This window comes from Streptomyces sp. NPDC087845 (assembly GCF_044742755.1).
Lineage (GTDB): Bacteria > Actinomycetota > Actinomycetes > Streptomycetales > Streptomycetaceae > Streptomyces.
The window spans coordinates 40,481-54,624 of record NZ_JBIUVC010000004.1; the positions used below are offsets into that span (position 1 = coordinate 40,481).

12 protein-coding genes are annotated in these 14,144 nt (G+C 71.1%); 5 read left to right on the forward strand and 7 right to left on the reverse strand.

Annotated features, from left to right (window positions below; translation table 11 throughout):
- Nucleotides 1-19 precede the first annotated feature (19 nt).
- The 4 genes from ACIOMQ_RS12155 to ACIOMQ_RS12170 form a co-directional block, all read right to left on the reverse strand.
- On the reverse strand, nucleotides 20-1,315 hold the full coding sequence (locus ACIOMQ_RS12155) for a bifunctional RNase H/acid phosphatase (protein ID WP_402188882.1): 1,296 nt from the start codon (nucleotides 1,313-1,315) through the stop codon (nucleotides 20-22).
- Nucleotides 1,315-2,058: a C4-type zinc ribbon domain-containing protein gene (locus ACIOMQ_RS12160; RefSeq protein ID WP_362194963.1), complete on the reverse strand. Its 744-nt coding sequence runs from the start codon at nucleotides 2,056-2,058 to the stop codon at nucleotides 1,315-1,317. Before ACIOMQ_RS12160 ends, ACIOMQ_RS12155 begins: the two co-directional genes overlap by 1 nt.
- Nucleotides 2,055-2,897 carry a Nif3-like dinuclear metal center hexameric protein gene (locus ACIOMQ_RS12165; protein WP_362194824.1) on the reverse strand — a complete coding sequence of 281 codons (843 nt, stop codon included), beginning with the start codon at nucleotides 2,895-2,897 and terminating at the stop codon, nucleotides 2,055-2,057. The genes ACIOMQ_RS12160 and ACIOMQ_RS12165 overlap by 4 nt, the downstream gene beginning before the upstream one ends.
- Before the next feature lie 85 nt (nucleotides 2,898-2,982).
- Nucleotides 2,983-4,026 (reverse strand): iron-siderophore ABC transporter substrate-binding protein, encoded by a 1,044-nt coding sequence (locus ACIOMQ_RS12170; protein WP_362194821.1) that lies wholly within the window; start codon nucleotides 4,024-4,026, stop codon nucleotides 2,983-2,985.
- A gap of 199 nt (nucleotides 4,027-4,225) precedes the next feature.
- Here ACIOMQ_RS12170 and ACIOMQ_RS12175 point away from each other — a divergent pair, with 199 nt between their 5' ends.
- On the forward strand, nucleotides 4,226-5,530 hold the full coding sequence (locus ACIOMQ_RS12175) for a hypothetical protein (RefSeq protein ID WP_402188884.1): 1,305 nt from the start codon (nucleotides 4,226-4,228) through the stop codon (nucleotides 5,528-5,530).
- Between the two features lie 374 nt (nucleotides 5,531-5,904).
- On the opposite strand, the gene ACIOMQ_RS12180 is transcribed toward ACIOMQ_RS12175, so the two are convergent.
- From ACIOMQ_RS12180 to ACIOMQ_RS12190, 3 genes are read right to left on the reverse strand one after another with little or no spacing between them, the layout of a single operon-like run.
- A complete protein-coding gene (locus tag ACIOMQ_RS12180) occupies nucleotides 5,905-6,858 on the reverse strand; it encodes a 3-oxoacyl-ACP reductase (protein WP_362194815.1) in 954 nt (317 codons plus the stop codon).
- Nucleotides 6,859-6,906: 48 nt separating this feature from the next.
- Complete coding sequence (locus ACIOMQ_RS12185; RefSeq protein WP_401263815.1) at nucleotides 6,907-7,983, reverse strand: Zn-dependent alcohol dehydrogenase; 1,077 nt, start codon at nucleotides 7,981-7,983, stop codon at nucleotides 6,907-6,909.
- Nucleotides 7,984-8,025: 42 nt separating this feature from the next.
- The gene (locus ACIOMQ_RS12190) at nucleotides 8,026-8,892 is read right to left on the reverse strand and encodes a MaoC/PaaZ C-terminal domain-containing protein (RefSeq protein WP_402188886.1); all 867 of its coding nucleotides are present in this window, start codon (nucleotides 8,890-8,892) and stop codon (nucleotides 8,026-8,028) included.
- 275 nt (nucleotides 8,893-9,167) lie between these two features.
- On the opposite strand from ACIOMQ_RS12190, the gene ACIOMQ_RS12195 reads away from it, so the two are divergent.
- The 4 genes from ACIOMQ_RS12195 to ACIOMQ_RS12210 all read left to right on the forward strand — a co-directional run bounded on the left by ACIOMQ_RS12195 (nucleotide 9,168) and on the right by ACIOMQ_RS12210 (nucleotide 13,665).
- Nucleotides 9,168-10,118, forward strand: a complete 951-nt coding sequence (locus tag ACIOMQ_RS12195; RefSeq protein WP_362194806.1) for an ABC transporter ATP-binding protein — start codon at nucleotides 9,168-9,170, stop codon at nucleotides 10,116-10,118.
- Nucleotides 10,118-10,840, forward strand: a complete 723-nt coding sequence (locus ACIOMQ_RS12200) for an ABC transporter permease (protein WP_401263818.1) — start codon at nucleotides 10,118-10,120, stop codon at nucleotides 10,838-10,840. Before ACIOMQ_RS12195 ends, ACIOMQ_RS12200 begins: the two co-directional genes overlap by 1 nt.
- Nucleotides 10,841-10,851: 11 nt before the next feature.
- Complete coding sequence (locus ACIOMQ_RS12205; RefSeq protein ID WP_402188889.1) at nucleotides 10,852-12,288, forward strand: sensor histidine kinase; 1,437 nt, start codon at nucleotides 10,852-10,854, stop codon at nucleotides 12,286-12,288.
- A 162-nt stretch (nucleotides 12,289-12,450) separates the two neighbouring features.
- Nucleotides 12,451-13,665 (forward strand): recombinase family protein, encoded by a 1,215-nt coding sequence (locus ACIOMQ_RS12210; protein ID WP_402188891.1) that lies wholly within the window; start codon nucleotides 12,451-12,453, stop codon nucleotides 13,663-13,665.
- The last annotated feature ends 479 nt before the right edge of the window (nucleotides 13,666-14,144 follow it).

Sequence of the window (14,144 nt, forward strand, 5' to 3'; positions counted from 1 at the left end):
CCGCAGGGGCTTCCGTCCTCTACCTCAGATGCGACGTGTCATTCAGCAGCCTGAGTGACACGTTCCCGTCCGAGTAGTACGCGACCGCGGACACCGACGCCGCCGAGAGTTCCATCCGGAACATGGCTTCCGGCGGGGCCCCGAGCGCCAGCCGGACCAGGGTCTTGATCGGCGTCACATGGGTGACCAGGAGAACCGTACGGCCCGCGTAGCGGGCGGTGAGGCGGTCGCGGGTGGCCGCGACGCGGCGGGCGACCTCGGCGAAGCTCTCGCCGCCGCCGGTGGGGGCCGCCTTCGCGGAGGCGAGCCAGGCGTCCAGGTCGGGGCCGTAGCGCTCGCGCACCTCGGCGAACGTCAGCCCCTCCCAGGCTCCGAAGTCCGTCTCGCGCAGGCCGTCCTCGATCCGGACCTCCAGACCGAGCCGGGCCGCCACCGCGGCCGCCGTTTCGCGGCAGCGGCGCAGCGGGGAGCTGACGATCTCCTCGATCGTGCCGCGGTCGGCCAGCGACCGGGCGATGCGTTCGGCCTGGTCGCGGCCGGTCGCCGAGAGTTCGGGATCGCTTCCGCCGCTGCCCGAGAAACGCTTCTCGGGGGTGAGGGCCGTCTCGCCGTGCCGGAGCAGCACGAAGGTGGCGGGCGCCCCGAGATCGGGCGCCGCTGCCCAGCCCACCTGGGGGGCGGCCGGGGATGCCGCGGCCGCGCCCGTACCGGTCGCCGCGCCCGTACCGGCTCCCGGACGGGCGGACAGGGCGGCTCGTGCCCTGGCCGCGCCCGCCGCCGCGTCACCGGGCGGGCCGGAGACCGGCGGCAGGACGGCGGTCGTCGAGGGGCGCGGGGTGTCGAGGGCGGCCCTCGACGCCGACGGCTTCCACTGCTCGCCGCGCCTGCCCGCGTCCATCGCCTCGTTGGCGAGCCGGTCCGCGTGCTTGTTCCTCTCGCGCGGGATCCACTCGTACGTGACGACGGAGGCCGGCAGGATCCTGGCGGCCTCCGCCGCGAGCGGCTTCATGTCGGGGTGCTTGATCTTCCAGCGGCCCGACATCTGTTCCACGACCAGCTTGGAGTCCATCCGGACCCGCACCTGGAGCGCGCCGTCCGCCGTGGCGTCCGGCAGCAGCGCCTTCGCCGCCTTCAGGCCGGCGATGAGGCCCTTGTACTCGGCGACGTTGTTGGTCGCGACACCGATGTACTCGGCGGCTTCGGCAAGGGTCTCCCCCGTCACCGGGTCGATGACGACCGCACCGTAACCGGCGGGCCCGGGGTTGCCCCGGGAACCGCCGTCGGCCTCGACGACGAGCTGGCGCGGCTGGGTCATTACAGGCCCGACTCCGCCGTACGGACGAGGATGCGGCGGCAGTTCTCGCAGCGCAGCACGGTGTCCGGGGAGGCCGCCTTCACATCGTTGACCTCGGTGATGTTCAGTTCGAGGCGGCAGCCCTCGCAGCGGCGCTGGTAGAGGCGGGCGGCGCCGACCCCGCCCTGCTGCTCGCGGAGCTTGTCGTACAGCTTCAGCAGGTCCGCGGGGACGGAACCGGCGACGAGCTCGCGCTCCCTGGTGACGGTCGCGGCCTCCTCGTCGAGCTCCTTGGTCGCGGCGTCCCGGCGGGCGGTCGCGTCGTCGGCCTTGGCCTGGACGGCGGAGACCCGGTCGGACAGCTCGGTGACGCGCTCCTGGGCGGACTCGCGGCGCTCCATCACTTCGAGGACGATGTCCTCCAGGTCGCCCTGGCGCTTGGCCAGCGAGGTGATCTCGCGCTGGAGGCTCTCCAGGTCCTTGGGCGAGGTGACCGCACCCGAGTCGAGGCGCTGCTGGTCGCGGGAGGCGCGCTGGCGCACCTGGTCGACGTCCTGCTCCGCCTTGGTCTGCTCGCGGGCGGTGTCGCTCTCCTCGGTCTGCGAGGCGATCAGCAGGTCGCGCAGTTGCGCGAGGTCGCTGGTGAGCGACTCGATCTCGGCGTGCTCCGGCAGCGACTTGCGCCGGTGCGCGAGCTGCGACAGACGTACGTCGAGGGCCTGGACGTCGAGGAGTCGGATCTGGTCGGCGGGCGCGGCGTTCAGTTGGGGGCTCCAGAAGAGTGGTGGGTGGTGGTGGTCCAGGGGTCGGTGACCTGCTTCGAGACATGGACCCGCAGGCCCCATCCGTGGCGGTCGGAAATCGCGTCGAGCTGCGCTGCGGCCTGTTCGCACCAGGGCCATTCGGTGGCCCAGTGCGCGGCGTCGATCAGGCCGAGCGGGGAGTGCTGGATGGCTTCGGAGGCCGGGTGGTGGCGCAGGTCGGCGGTGAGGAAGGCGTCGACGCCCGCGGCGCGCACCGCGTCGAAGAGGCTGTCGCCGGAGCCGCCGCTGACCGCGACGGTGTGCACCGTCGCCGCCGGGTCGCCCGCGAGCCGGATGCCCTGCGCGGTGGCGGGCAGCCGGGCGGCGGCGCGGGCGGCGAAGTCGGCCAGGCTCTCGGGGTGGTCGAGCACACAGATCCGGCCGAGGCCGCGACGGCCCTTGGGGTCGGTGGGATCCGGTACGAGAGGGGCCTCGACGCGCAGGTCGAGCGCGCCGGCGAGGGCGTCGGAGACGCCCGGGTCGGCGGTGTCGGCGTTGGTGTGGGCGACATGCAGCGCGACATCGTGCTTGATGAGGGTGTGCACGACCCGGCCCTTGAAGGTGTCGGCCGCGACCGTCGTCGTACCCCGCAGATAGAGCGGGTGGTGGGTGACGATCAGCTGGACGCCGAGCCTGAGCGCCTCGTCGACGATCTCCTGGACGGGGTCGACGGCGAAGAGGACCCGGTCGACGTGCGAGGCGGGGTCTCCGCAGACGGTACCGACCGCGTCCCAGCCTTCGGCCCGCTCGGGCGGCCAGAGAGCGTCGAGCTCGGCGAGGACTTCAGACAGACGGGGCACAAGGAAAAGGCTACCTGCCCTCCGTGCCCCGTCGCCCATGGCTTCCACGACCCGTGCGGACCGGCCGCAGCGCGCCGATGAATCGTTACTTCACGAGGTCGGCACGGAGGTCGTCGAGGACCAGGTCCGCGGCCGTGACACCGAGGCCGAGGTACCAGGTCTCGTCGGAGACGTCCTTGGCCCGGCCCTCCTTGACCGCCTTGAGGTTCTTCCACAGCGGGTTGGACTGGGCGGTGTCGCGCTTGGTGGCCTTCACGTCGCCGTAGACGCCGGTGAAGATCCAGTCGGCGTCGGCCTCGTCGATCTTCTCCGGGCTGATCTCCGCGGCGAGGTCGTCGATCTGCTGGTTCTCGGGCCGCGGCAGACCGACGTCCTCCAGGATGGTGCCGATGAAGGACGCCTTGGCGTAGAGGCGGATCCGGTCCGGCAGGTAGCGGACCATGGAGACGGTCGGCTTGTCCGGGCCGATGTCCTCGCCGAGCTTCTTCGCCTTCGCCCCGTAGGCGTCGAGCTCGCTCTTCGCCTTGGCGGTCTTGTCCAGCGCCGCCGCGTTGAGGAGGTAGTTCTCCTTCCAGGTGAAGCCCGGCCGGATGGAGAACACGGTCGGCGCGATCTTGGAGAGGGCGTCGTACTTGTCGGCGGCGCGCAGCTGGCTGCCGAGGATCAGGTCGGGCTTCAGGCCGGCGATGGCTTCGAGGTTGAGGTTGTTGATCGTGCCGACGTTCTTCGGGTTGCCCGCGTTCTTCTTCAGGTACGAGGGGATGGCCGCGTCGCCCTCGGAGGGGGCGTAGCCGACCGGCTTCACACCCAGCGAGACGACGTTGTCGAACTCGCCGACGTCCAGCACGACGACGCGCTTGGGCGCGGACTTGATCTCCGTCTTGCCCATGGCGTGGGTGAGGGTACGGGGGAACTGGCCGGGCTTGGCGTCCGTCCCGTACGCCGCCGTCTTCTTCGCGGCGTCGGCGAAGTCCTTGCCGCCCGTCGCGACGGCCGCCTTCTTGTCACCGCCGCCCTCGGACTTGGCCGAGCCGCCCGACCCTCCGTCGTCGCTCCCGCAGGCGGAGAGGGAAAGGGCGGCGGCCACCGCCAGGCCGACTGCGGCGGTACCGCGGCGACGAAGGGACATCACTTGCTCCAGTTGTAAGGTCACACGAACATTGCTTAGGGCTGCCTAACCTTACTCACCCTCTTTTTCGCCGAGCACAGGTACCCCCTCACTCTCAGGCGAATCCAGGCATCACCACCCTTATGTGTGAAGCGGCCGGTCTCGTGTTGTTCGGCAGGAAGTGCGAAAACTAGCTTCGGTTGCCGGAGGTGATCAGCCCATGACTGCCTGTGCCATCGAGAACGGGACCGTGGGAGCGACCGGGGCCGCCGGGGACACCAGGACCGCCGGGGATGCCGGGGATGCGGCCGCCGGGACCGCCGGAGTCACCGTCCTGGGGGACGACGCGCCGGACCGGGCGGCCCTCGCCCCGCCTGCCCTCACGATCGCGGCGGATGGTTCGTACGCGGCCCGGCTCGCCCTCCGCGGCGTCGCCGCGGAGCCCTCGGACGGGGCCGGACAGGCATGGTTCGTGGAGCGCTGGACGCTCGACGGGCACGAGCCGTACGCGGTGCCGCTCCCCCTCGACCAGCCGGAGGAGCCGGACTCGGACGTGCTGCCGCTGACCGACGGACGGGTACTGATCCGGCGCCGGATCGCGGACCGGCACGCGTTCTCGCTGCTCTACCCGACCGGCCCGGGTACCGGTGAACTGCCGCTCGGCGCCGTCGGGTGCGAGGACCTGACCCTGCTGCCGCCGTCACCGGACGGCGCGAGCGCGTACGCCCTGTCGGTCGGGGCACACTCCACGGCCGTCTGGCTGGTGGCGGGCGGCGCCTTCGGACCCGAGCTGGTCGCCGAGGTGCCGGGGCACTGTTCCGGCGGGGTCTGGCTGGACCGGGCGGGGCGGATGCTGGCCCTGGACCGGGAGATGCCGGGCGGCGGCCCGGTCAAGGCGGTCGCCGTGGACCTGGAGCGGCGCGGCGAGGTGACACCGCTGCTGCAGATCGCGCCGGGGAGCGACGACCGGCTGCTGCTCGCCGACGCGGACAGCGGACTGCTGCTGATCCGCTCGGACGCGCCGGGGCGCGACCGCATCGGATGGGGGGTGCTGGGCAGCTGCCTGCCGGTGCGTTTCCCGGAGTGCCTGAGCCCGGCGGGCGTGGCGGTGACACCGTTCGCCGTACAGCCGGGGCAGATGCTGATGCCGGAGAGCTGTGCGGTGGCCCTGCGGATCGACGGGGCGGCCGGCAGCCGGCTCGGGGTGTGGCGCCCGGCGGGGCGCCGGCTGCACCGACTCGCCGCCCCCGAGGGGTGGCAGGCCGGTCGCGGGGTGTGGACCCGGGACGGCGTACTCAGACTTCCGTACGCCAACGAGAGCGTGGCGTGCGGAGTGGCACGGCTGGAGGCGCCGGCGGACGGGGAGCACGGCACGGAACCGGCGGCGGAAGCGGGCACGGGAGCACGCACGGGAGCGGACGGGGAAAGCGGTATGCAACCGTCCGCCGCCGCTGCGCCTCTTCCGGTGTGCAAGCCGGTTCCACTGGGGCAGGCGCCTCTCACGGGGCGCGTGATGCCTGGCTAAAATCCTGGGCCTGGGCCACGCAGCCGTGTGTCACGGTCGCCATGGGCGACCGTGCCGTGTTGCGGTGGCGTGATCGGCCCTGGTGACACACACGCAAGCGATCACAACGGGGTGACTTCCCACATGTCTGAAGCCCGAACCGACACGACCCAGACGCGCCCGCCGGGGGCGGACGCGGAACGGGCCGAAGCCGGCGGCTCCGGAAAGCACCGAGGGGGTGTCGCGACGGACGACACGGCAGCACAGCCGCACGGCCGTCACCGCCGCCCCTCCGAAGGGGACAGCCGGGCGGCCTGACCACGCGGAACATCAACGAGGGACGGGTGGGCCCCGGACGCGGTCGGCGTCCGGGGCCCACCCGTTTCCGTCTGCGGTCAGCCGCGCTTCAGGCCGAGCACCTCCGCCGCGGCGAACGTCTCGTTCGGCGGGCGGTCCTCGTAGTACGGGGAGATCAGTTCGTCCAGCTCGTCGAAGGAGAACGTCTCCTTCGACGAGTCGAACTTCGCCGCCACCCTGGGGCGTTCGACGATCGCGACCATCCCGCCGTGCACGACGAGCAGCTGCCCGTTGACCTTGGCGGCCGCCGGGGAGGCCAGATAGCCGACCAGGGGCGAGACGTGTTCGGGGGCGAGCGCGTCGAGCCGGCCGTCCGCCGGTTCCTGGAAGCCCGCGAAGACGTCCTCCGTCATCCGGGTGCGGGCCCGCGGGCAGATGGCGTTGGCGGTGACGCCGTACTTGGCCAGGGCCAGGGCCGTGGAGGTGGTGAGTCCGACGATGCCGCCCTTGGCCGCCGCGTAGTTCGGCTGGCCCGCCGAGCCGGCCAGGAATGCCTCCGAGGAGGTGTTGACGATCCGGCCGTAGACGGGGCCGCCGGACTCCTTGGAGCGGGCGCGCCAGTGGGACGCGGCGAAGTGCGTGGTGTTGAAGTGGCCCTTGAGGTGGACTCTGATGACGGAGTCCCATTCGTCCTCGGTCATCGAGAACACCATCCGGTCGCGCAGGATGCCCGCGTTGTTGACCAGGATGTCGAGCTTTCCGTATGTGTCGACGGCCAGCTCCACCAGGGCGCGGGCCTGCGCGTGGTCGGCGACGTCGCCGAGGTGCGCGACCGCCCGGCCGCCCGCCGCCCGGATCTCCGCGGCGACCTCCTCGGCGGGGGTGGCGGACGCCTCGCCGGAGCCGTCGCGGCCGGGCTGCCCGTAGTCGTTGACGACGACGGACGCGCCGAGCCGGGCCAGTTCCAGCGCTTCGGCGCGTCCCAGGCCGCGGCCCGCGCCCGTGACGATCGCGGACATGCCGTCCAGGGGAAGGGACAGGGGAAGTGACATCGGAATCCCGGAGCCTCTCGGAAGGGAACAGGGGCACAGGTGGCGGCGTCAGAGTTCGATGCAGGTGCGCAGCGACTCGCCGGTCCTCATCTGGTCGAGGGCGTCGTTGATGCCGTCGAGCCGCACCCGGTGGGTGATCATCGATTCGAGGTCGATGCGGCCGGCCCGCCAGAGCGCGATGGCCCGTTCGTACGAGCGGAGCACGTCCCCTCCCCCGTACATGGAGGGCAGGATCCGCTTCTCGTCGAAGAAGAGCTCGAACATGTTGACCTGGAAGTTGTCGTCCATGGCACCCGCGCCGACGATGCAGAGGGTGCCGCCGCGCCGGGTGTTCTCGTACGCCGTGCGGGCGGTGGCCGACTTGCCGACGACCTCGAAGACGTAGTCGAATCCCTCGCCCGCGGTGACCCGCTGCTTGGCGTCGGCGAGTTCACCGGGCGACACGGCCTCGGTCGCGCCGAAGCGCAGGGCCGCCTCGCGCCGGGACGCGACCGGGTCCACGGCCACGATCTGGGCGGCGCCCCGCACCCTGGCGCCCTGGATGGTGGAGATGCCGACCCCGCCGCAGCCGATCACGGCGACCGACGAACCGGCCTCCACCTGTGCGGTGTTGATGGCCGCGCCCAGCCCCGTGGTCACCCCGCAGCCGATCAGCGCGGCGATCTCGAACGGCACGTCGTCGGGGATCGGCACCGCGCAGCCCGCGCCGACGACGACCTCCTCGGTGAAGGTGCCGGTGCCCGCGAAGCCGAAGACCTCTCCGCCGGGGCGCCTGAAGTTGGGGGTGCCCGCGTTCATGAAACCGGCCAGGCAGAGCTGGGTCTGGCCGCGCTTGCAGGACGGACACGCTCCGCACGCGGGCAGCCAGCAGACCAGCACCCGGTCCCCCGCGCCGAGTCCGGTGACGCCGTCGCCGACGTCGACGACCTCGCCCGCGCCCTCGTGGCCCGGGATGAAGGGGGCGGGCTGCGGCAGCACGCCGTTCATCGCGGAGACGTCGGAGTGGCACAGTCCGGTGGCCCGGATGCGGAGCTTGACCTTGCCGGGGCCGAAGCCCACCGTCTCGACGTCGTCGAGGACCTCCAGTTTTCCCTGACCTATCTCGTGCAGTACGGCTGCGCGCACGGTGCGGCTCCCCTCATGGGCCTGTGACCTCTTGGAGTTGGTTCAGGAGTGTTCGACGAAGGTGTCGCCGAGGACCGGGGCGCCGTCCCGCTCGACGGCTCCGACCTCGACCCGGACCTGGTTCTCGCCGGTCCACATCTGGATACGGAGGGTCTCGCCGGGGAAGACGACCCCGGCGAACCGGGTGCGGTAGGAGCGGATCCGGGTCACGTCGCCGCCGAGCACCGTGTCGGTGACGGCCTTGAGCGTCATGCCGTAGGTGCACAGCCCGTGCAGGATCGGCCGGTCGAAGCCGGCGAGCCGGGCGAACTCCGGATCGGCGTGGAGCGGGTTCCAGTCCCCGGAGAGGCGGTACAGCAGCGCCTGGTCGGGCCGGATCGGCCGTTCCACCACACGGTCGGGCGCGACCTCGGGGTTGGCGACCCGTTCGGACGGGCCGCGCTCACCGCCGAAGCCGCCCTCGCCCCGGACGAAGATCTGGGCGTCGTTGGTCCACAGCGGGCCCTCGTCGTCGGCGGCCTCGGTGCGCAGCACCAGCACGGCCGCCTTGCCCTTGTCGTACACCGCGGCGACCTTCGAGGTCTGTACGGCGCTGCCCGTCACGGGGATCGGCCGGTGCACCCGTACGCTCTGCCCGCCGTGCAGGACGGCGGCGAGGTCGATGTCGATGCCGGGCGAGGAGAGTCCTCCGACGACCCCCGCACCCGCGACCGTGGCGAAGGAGGGCAGCACCTGGAGCCGGGACTCCAGCGTGTAGCGCAGCTCACCGGGGTCGGTGGCGGGGTCGGCCCGGTCGGGGTCGGCGCCCGCGCCGACCCCGAGGTGGTAGAGCTGGACGTCCTTGTGGCCCCAGCTGATCCGGGTGGACCGGGGTTCGGCGGCGACAGCCTTTTCGGCATCAATGGGCATGGGAAAGCTGCTCCTTGATGGTGGGAAGACCTCGGTGCGGCCGTCCGCACCGTCGGCCGCACCGAGGTCGTGCGGGACCGGCCGCCACGCCCGTTCTAGAACGCGTTCTAGCCGATGACCTCATGTATAACGCAGCGCCCAGCCGTTGTGAAGACCGTTGCTGACGTAGCGTCAGATCGGGGATCGGGGCAACGCCCGGCCATGACATATGTCATGGCGAAGTCCGTACACACACCTCTGCCGGGCCGCCGGGCGCCTTCCGTAGCGTCATGTCCATGAAGCAGACAACGGGGAGTACGGCCGCGGTGGTCCTCACCGGGGTGGTCAAGACCTTCGGCCGGGCGGGGCGGACCGTACGGGCCGTGGACGGGATCGACCTGTCCATCGGCCGCGGTGAGACCGTCGCCCTGCTCGGCCGCAACGGCGCGGGCAAGTCCACCGCCATCAGCCTCCTGCTGGGGCTGAACGAGCCGGACTCCGGCAGTGTGCGGGTGCTGGGCCGGACCGCCGGGCAGGCGGTACGGGCCGGTCTGGTCGGCGCCATGCTCCAGGACGGGCGGCCCATCCAGCGGGTCACCGTCCGCGAACTGATCGCCTTCGTCGCCTCGACCTACCCGCGGCCGATGCCGGTGGCCGAGGCGCTCTCCCTGGCGGGCGTCTCCGCGTACGCGGACCGGCGCATCGACAAGCTCTCCGGCGGCCAGACCCAGCGCGTCCGCTTCGCCGTCGCGCTGGCCGGCAATCCGGAGCTGATCGTCCTGGACGAGCCGACCGCCGCCCTGGACGTGGAGGCGCGCCGGACGTTCTGGGAGTCGATGCGCGCCTACGCCCGGCGCGGCAACACCGTCCTCTTCTCCACCCACTATCTGGAGGAGGCCGACGAGAACGCCGACCGGATCGTCGTCGTCGACCGGGGCCGGGTCGTCGCGGACGGCAGCGGCAACGCGATCCGGGGCTCGGCGGGCGCCGGTCTCGTCTCCTTCGACCTGGCGGGCCGGCCGACCGAGGGCCTGGAGCTGCTGCCCGGGGTCGTCACCGTCGAGGTGACCGGGGACCGGGCGCTGCTGCGCACGGACGACTCGGACGCCACCGTCGTGGAACTGGCCCGCCTCGGCGCGATCCGTGGTCTCCAGGTCTCCCGGGCCACGTTGGAGGACGCCTTCCTCGCCCTCACCGCACCGGCCGCCGTGCCACCCGCAACCGATTCCGGCAAGGAGTCCGTGTGATGTTCCGCTACATCGTGCTGGAGGTCCGACGGACCCTGCGGGACGGCTTCTTCCTGATCTTCGGGACCGGAATGCCGGTGATGATGTATCTGCTCTTCACCAACATCGGCGGGGGCGGGGGCGTCGACGGCTGGAAGACGGCCTCGATGGTCGGGATGGCCGCGTACGGGGCGCTGGGCTCCGCCATGTCGATCGGTACGGGGGTCGCGTCCGACAAGACCCTCGGCTGGCTGCAGCAGCTGCGGGTCACCCCGCTCGCCCCGTCGCGCGCGGTCGTGGGCCGGGCGATCAGCGGTTCGGTGACCGTCCTGCCGACGATCCTGACGGTGCTGCTGGCCGGCGGGCTGGTCAACGGGGTGCGGCTGGACGCCTGGCAGTGGATCGTCCTGGCGCTGCTGCTGTGGATCGGCGCACTGCCGTTCACCCTGCTCGGCCTCGGCAACGGCTACCGGCTCACCCCGCAGGGCACCGGGGTCGTCAATGTGGCCTGTCTGATGGGCTTCGCGATCGTCGGCGGACTGTGGTTCCCGCTGGAACTGCTTCCCGGGTGGCTGCGTTCCGTCGGCAGGTTCACCCCGGCCAACCGGTTCGCCGACCTGGGCTGGGCGACCACCGACGGGCACGCGCCCGGCGCCGGCACGATCGCCGTGCTCTGCGGGTGGCTCCTGCTGTTCGGCACGTACGCCGTGATCTCGTACCGTCGGTCCGCGAGAACCGTGTGACGGGAGTGGACATGTCCGGGAAGCGAACAGGCGCGGGGACGGGTACGGGTATGGCCGCGGACGCGGGTACGGACGGCAGCACCGGCACCGGCGCGGATCCCTGTACGGGTACGGACGGCAGCACCGCCACCGGCGCGGATCCCTGTACGGGTACGGACGGCAGCACCGCCACCGGCGCGGATCCCTGTACGGGTACGGACGGCAGCACCGGCACCGGCGCGGATCCCTGTACGGGTACGTGGCGGGACCGGCGCCGACGCCGGCGGCGTGGCAGCCGGCGGCCCGGCCCGCCCGGACCGTACGCCCTGCTGCCCTGGCTGCTGATGGGCATGGGCGCCTTCTCCAATCTCTTCCAGGGCGAGGCGGCCAACCCCTGGCTCGGCGGCCTCGGGCTGCTCACCTTCAACTCCCTCTACATCTCCGTGGTGTTCCGCGGCTTCGACAAGAAGAAGCGCGAGAGCCCGGTGTCGTACTGGCTGCTCGCCGCGATGGCCGCCGTCACGTTCGGGCTCGCGATCGGCTACGGCGGGAGCTGGCTGCTGTTCTTCCCGCTGCTCTCGCTGGCCTGCGGCACCGTACTGCGCCACCGGCAGCTGGCCGCCGGGCTGCTCTCCCTCGCCGCGGTCGCCACCCTCATCGCCGTGTGGCGCGGCAACAGCGGGACGGATCCGTGGACCATCGGCTACGGCACCTTCATCTCGGGCGCGGTGACCTCGGCGATCCTCACCCTCGCGGAGACCGTGATGGAACTGCGGGACACCCGGCAGGAACTGGCCCGTACCGCCGTCGAGAAGGAGCGGCTGCGGTTCTCCCGCGATCTGCACGATCTGCTGGGCCACACGCTCTCCGTGATCGTGGTCAAGTCGGAGGCCGCGCGCCGGCTCGCGCCGCGCGACATGGACGCGGCGCTCCTCCAGGTCGCGGACATCGAGTCCGTCGGCCGCCAGGCCCTCACTGAGATCCGGGAGGCCGTCACCGGCTACCGCGAGGGAAGCCTCGCCACCGAACTGGACCGGGCCCGGTCCGCGCTGGCCGCCGCCGGGATCGCACCGGTGGTCCGCCGCTCCGGGCCGCCGCTCGCCCCGCAGACGGAGGCGCTGCTGGGCTGGGTGGTACGGGAGGCCGTCACCAATGTCGTACGCCACTCCCGCGCCACCACCTGCTCGTTCGTGGTCGACGGCACCTCCGAACGGGTCCGGCTGACGGTCACGGACGACGGCGGCGGACCCGACCCGGACGCACCGGCCACGCCCGGCATCGGCGGCACCGGACTGACCGGTCTGACCGAGCGCCTCGCCGCGGCGGGCGGCTCGCTGCGGGCGGCCCCCGGACCGGAGCGCGGCTTCGTGCTCACCGCGGAGCTCCCGGTGGACGGGACGGACCGGGCGGACGGGACGGACGGGGACACGGCCGCCGGAACCGCCCCGAGCCCTACGCTGGGCCGGTGAACGAGATGCCACAGGATCACCGTCCGACCAAGTCCGTACGCGTTCTGCTCGCCGAGGAGAACAGAACCCTTAGACATCTAGCCTGACCAGCACTTTTCCACTCCTGGAATCTGTTGGTCCCTACGTGCCCTGAGGGTTACTGCCTATCGGGAGCGCGTGATCATGTCAGTCACTTACGTCTGTGCCATCTGCGGAGAGTCCGAGCCGAACGCCATAGACCTGTACGTCCGGAAGTCCAAGAAGCTCAGCCGGGACGACCACCGCAGGGAACAGAGCACCGACGCGCAGACAGAGCAGGGACACCGCTGGAGCCACCGCAAGGGCTACGCCGTGCGGAAGGTGTGGAAGGACATCGCGAGCGCGTTCAAGGCAGTGAAGCGCTCCGACTTTGACCGTGCTTTGGCAGCCCTCGCCGACGAGGACGTTCCGGCGCTGTGGGCGTACGCAATCGACCGGTTCAGCCGCAAGGGTGCCGAGGATCTGTTGAAGCTCATCGGCAAGGCGCGCGTCATCTTCGACATGGACGGGTTGGACTCCAACGAGCCGCGCGACCGCCGCTGGATCATCAACCGCGCCGAGGAAGCCCGCGAGTACAGCGAGGGACTTTCCAAGCGGGTCTGCGACACCAAGGAAGAACAGCGCGACGCAGGAAGGTGGGTCGCCGGCCGGGCCCCCTACGGGTACACGGTCTCTCGGGACCGCGTGCTGTCACCGGATGAAGAACCGTTCATCTGCCACGTAGCGACCCGCAAGGAATGGACCCGCGCCGCGCTGGTACGCGAGATGTTCCGCATGATCGCCGAGGACGGAGAGTCCACGCGGGGCGTATGTCGTTGGCTCAACGGGATGGGCGTGCCCTCGCCCGGCGGCAAGTCATGGGGCTTTGCATACGTTTACCGGATGACCCGGAACCCTGCCTACTACGGCACGCAGGTGATCCAGATTCGCCCCGGACACCCCGAGCCGTACCGCAACGTCAAGGGCGAGTTGGTGACGCTCCGGGGCACGGCACTGATTACGCGGGACCAACAGCGCACGGTGCAAAACAACCTTGCGGGCAACAACGTGATCCCTGTCCCGAACCGAGCCAGGGATACCCGCGCGAAGCACCTTCTTACTGGGCTGTTGCAGTGCCTCGGATGGCCCGGCTCACGAATGCCGCATGGTTGCCGTCTCCGAACGGTGGGCCGCCCGCATGAAGCCCGAGGAAACTTCCGAGGAGCACACGGCCCGTGCTGTGCTGGACGCTGCGGAAGCCGACTTGGCGGGGCTTGTACGGACGCGCAAGCAGTACACCGGGGCAGCCGAGCGCTATTACTTCCAGCAACTTGCCGAAGCCACGGAAGCCGTGGAAGCGGCCAAGGAGGAAGCGGCTAAGCATGGGTCGGTTGGCAGGGTCCAACTCCCGTTCCTCTCCCTGTCCGTGGAGGATCTGACAGCGGCATGGAACGACGCAGACCCCTACTTGAAGCGTGACCTGCTCCGTCTGGCTATCGACCGCATCACAGTGCGCCGAGCCCCCCGGCGAGGGGCGAAGTTCGACGGTGACTCACGTCTGACGATCGCTTGGGCCAAAAGCACCGAGCGCACAAAATACGAGCAAGCCGCGTAGCGAGGCGAGACAGCCCCGGTAGGTCTCCGGACCCGCCGGGGCTTTGCCATGCCCGCTCGCGGACGCTCCGGGGCCCGCCTAGCGGCAGCCGGGCCAGCGGGCGGACCCTATGGCGGTATGACGGTTAGAGGGTTGTTTTCGTATGTACATAAAAAAATAGAGAGAAAACCAAATCGTCCGTCCAACCGTCATCCCGCCATGTTCGGCGCTTGGGAATCCCGTGGTCCCCACACCGCAGTGAGGG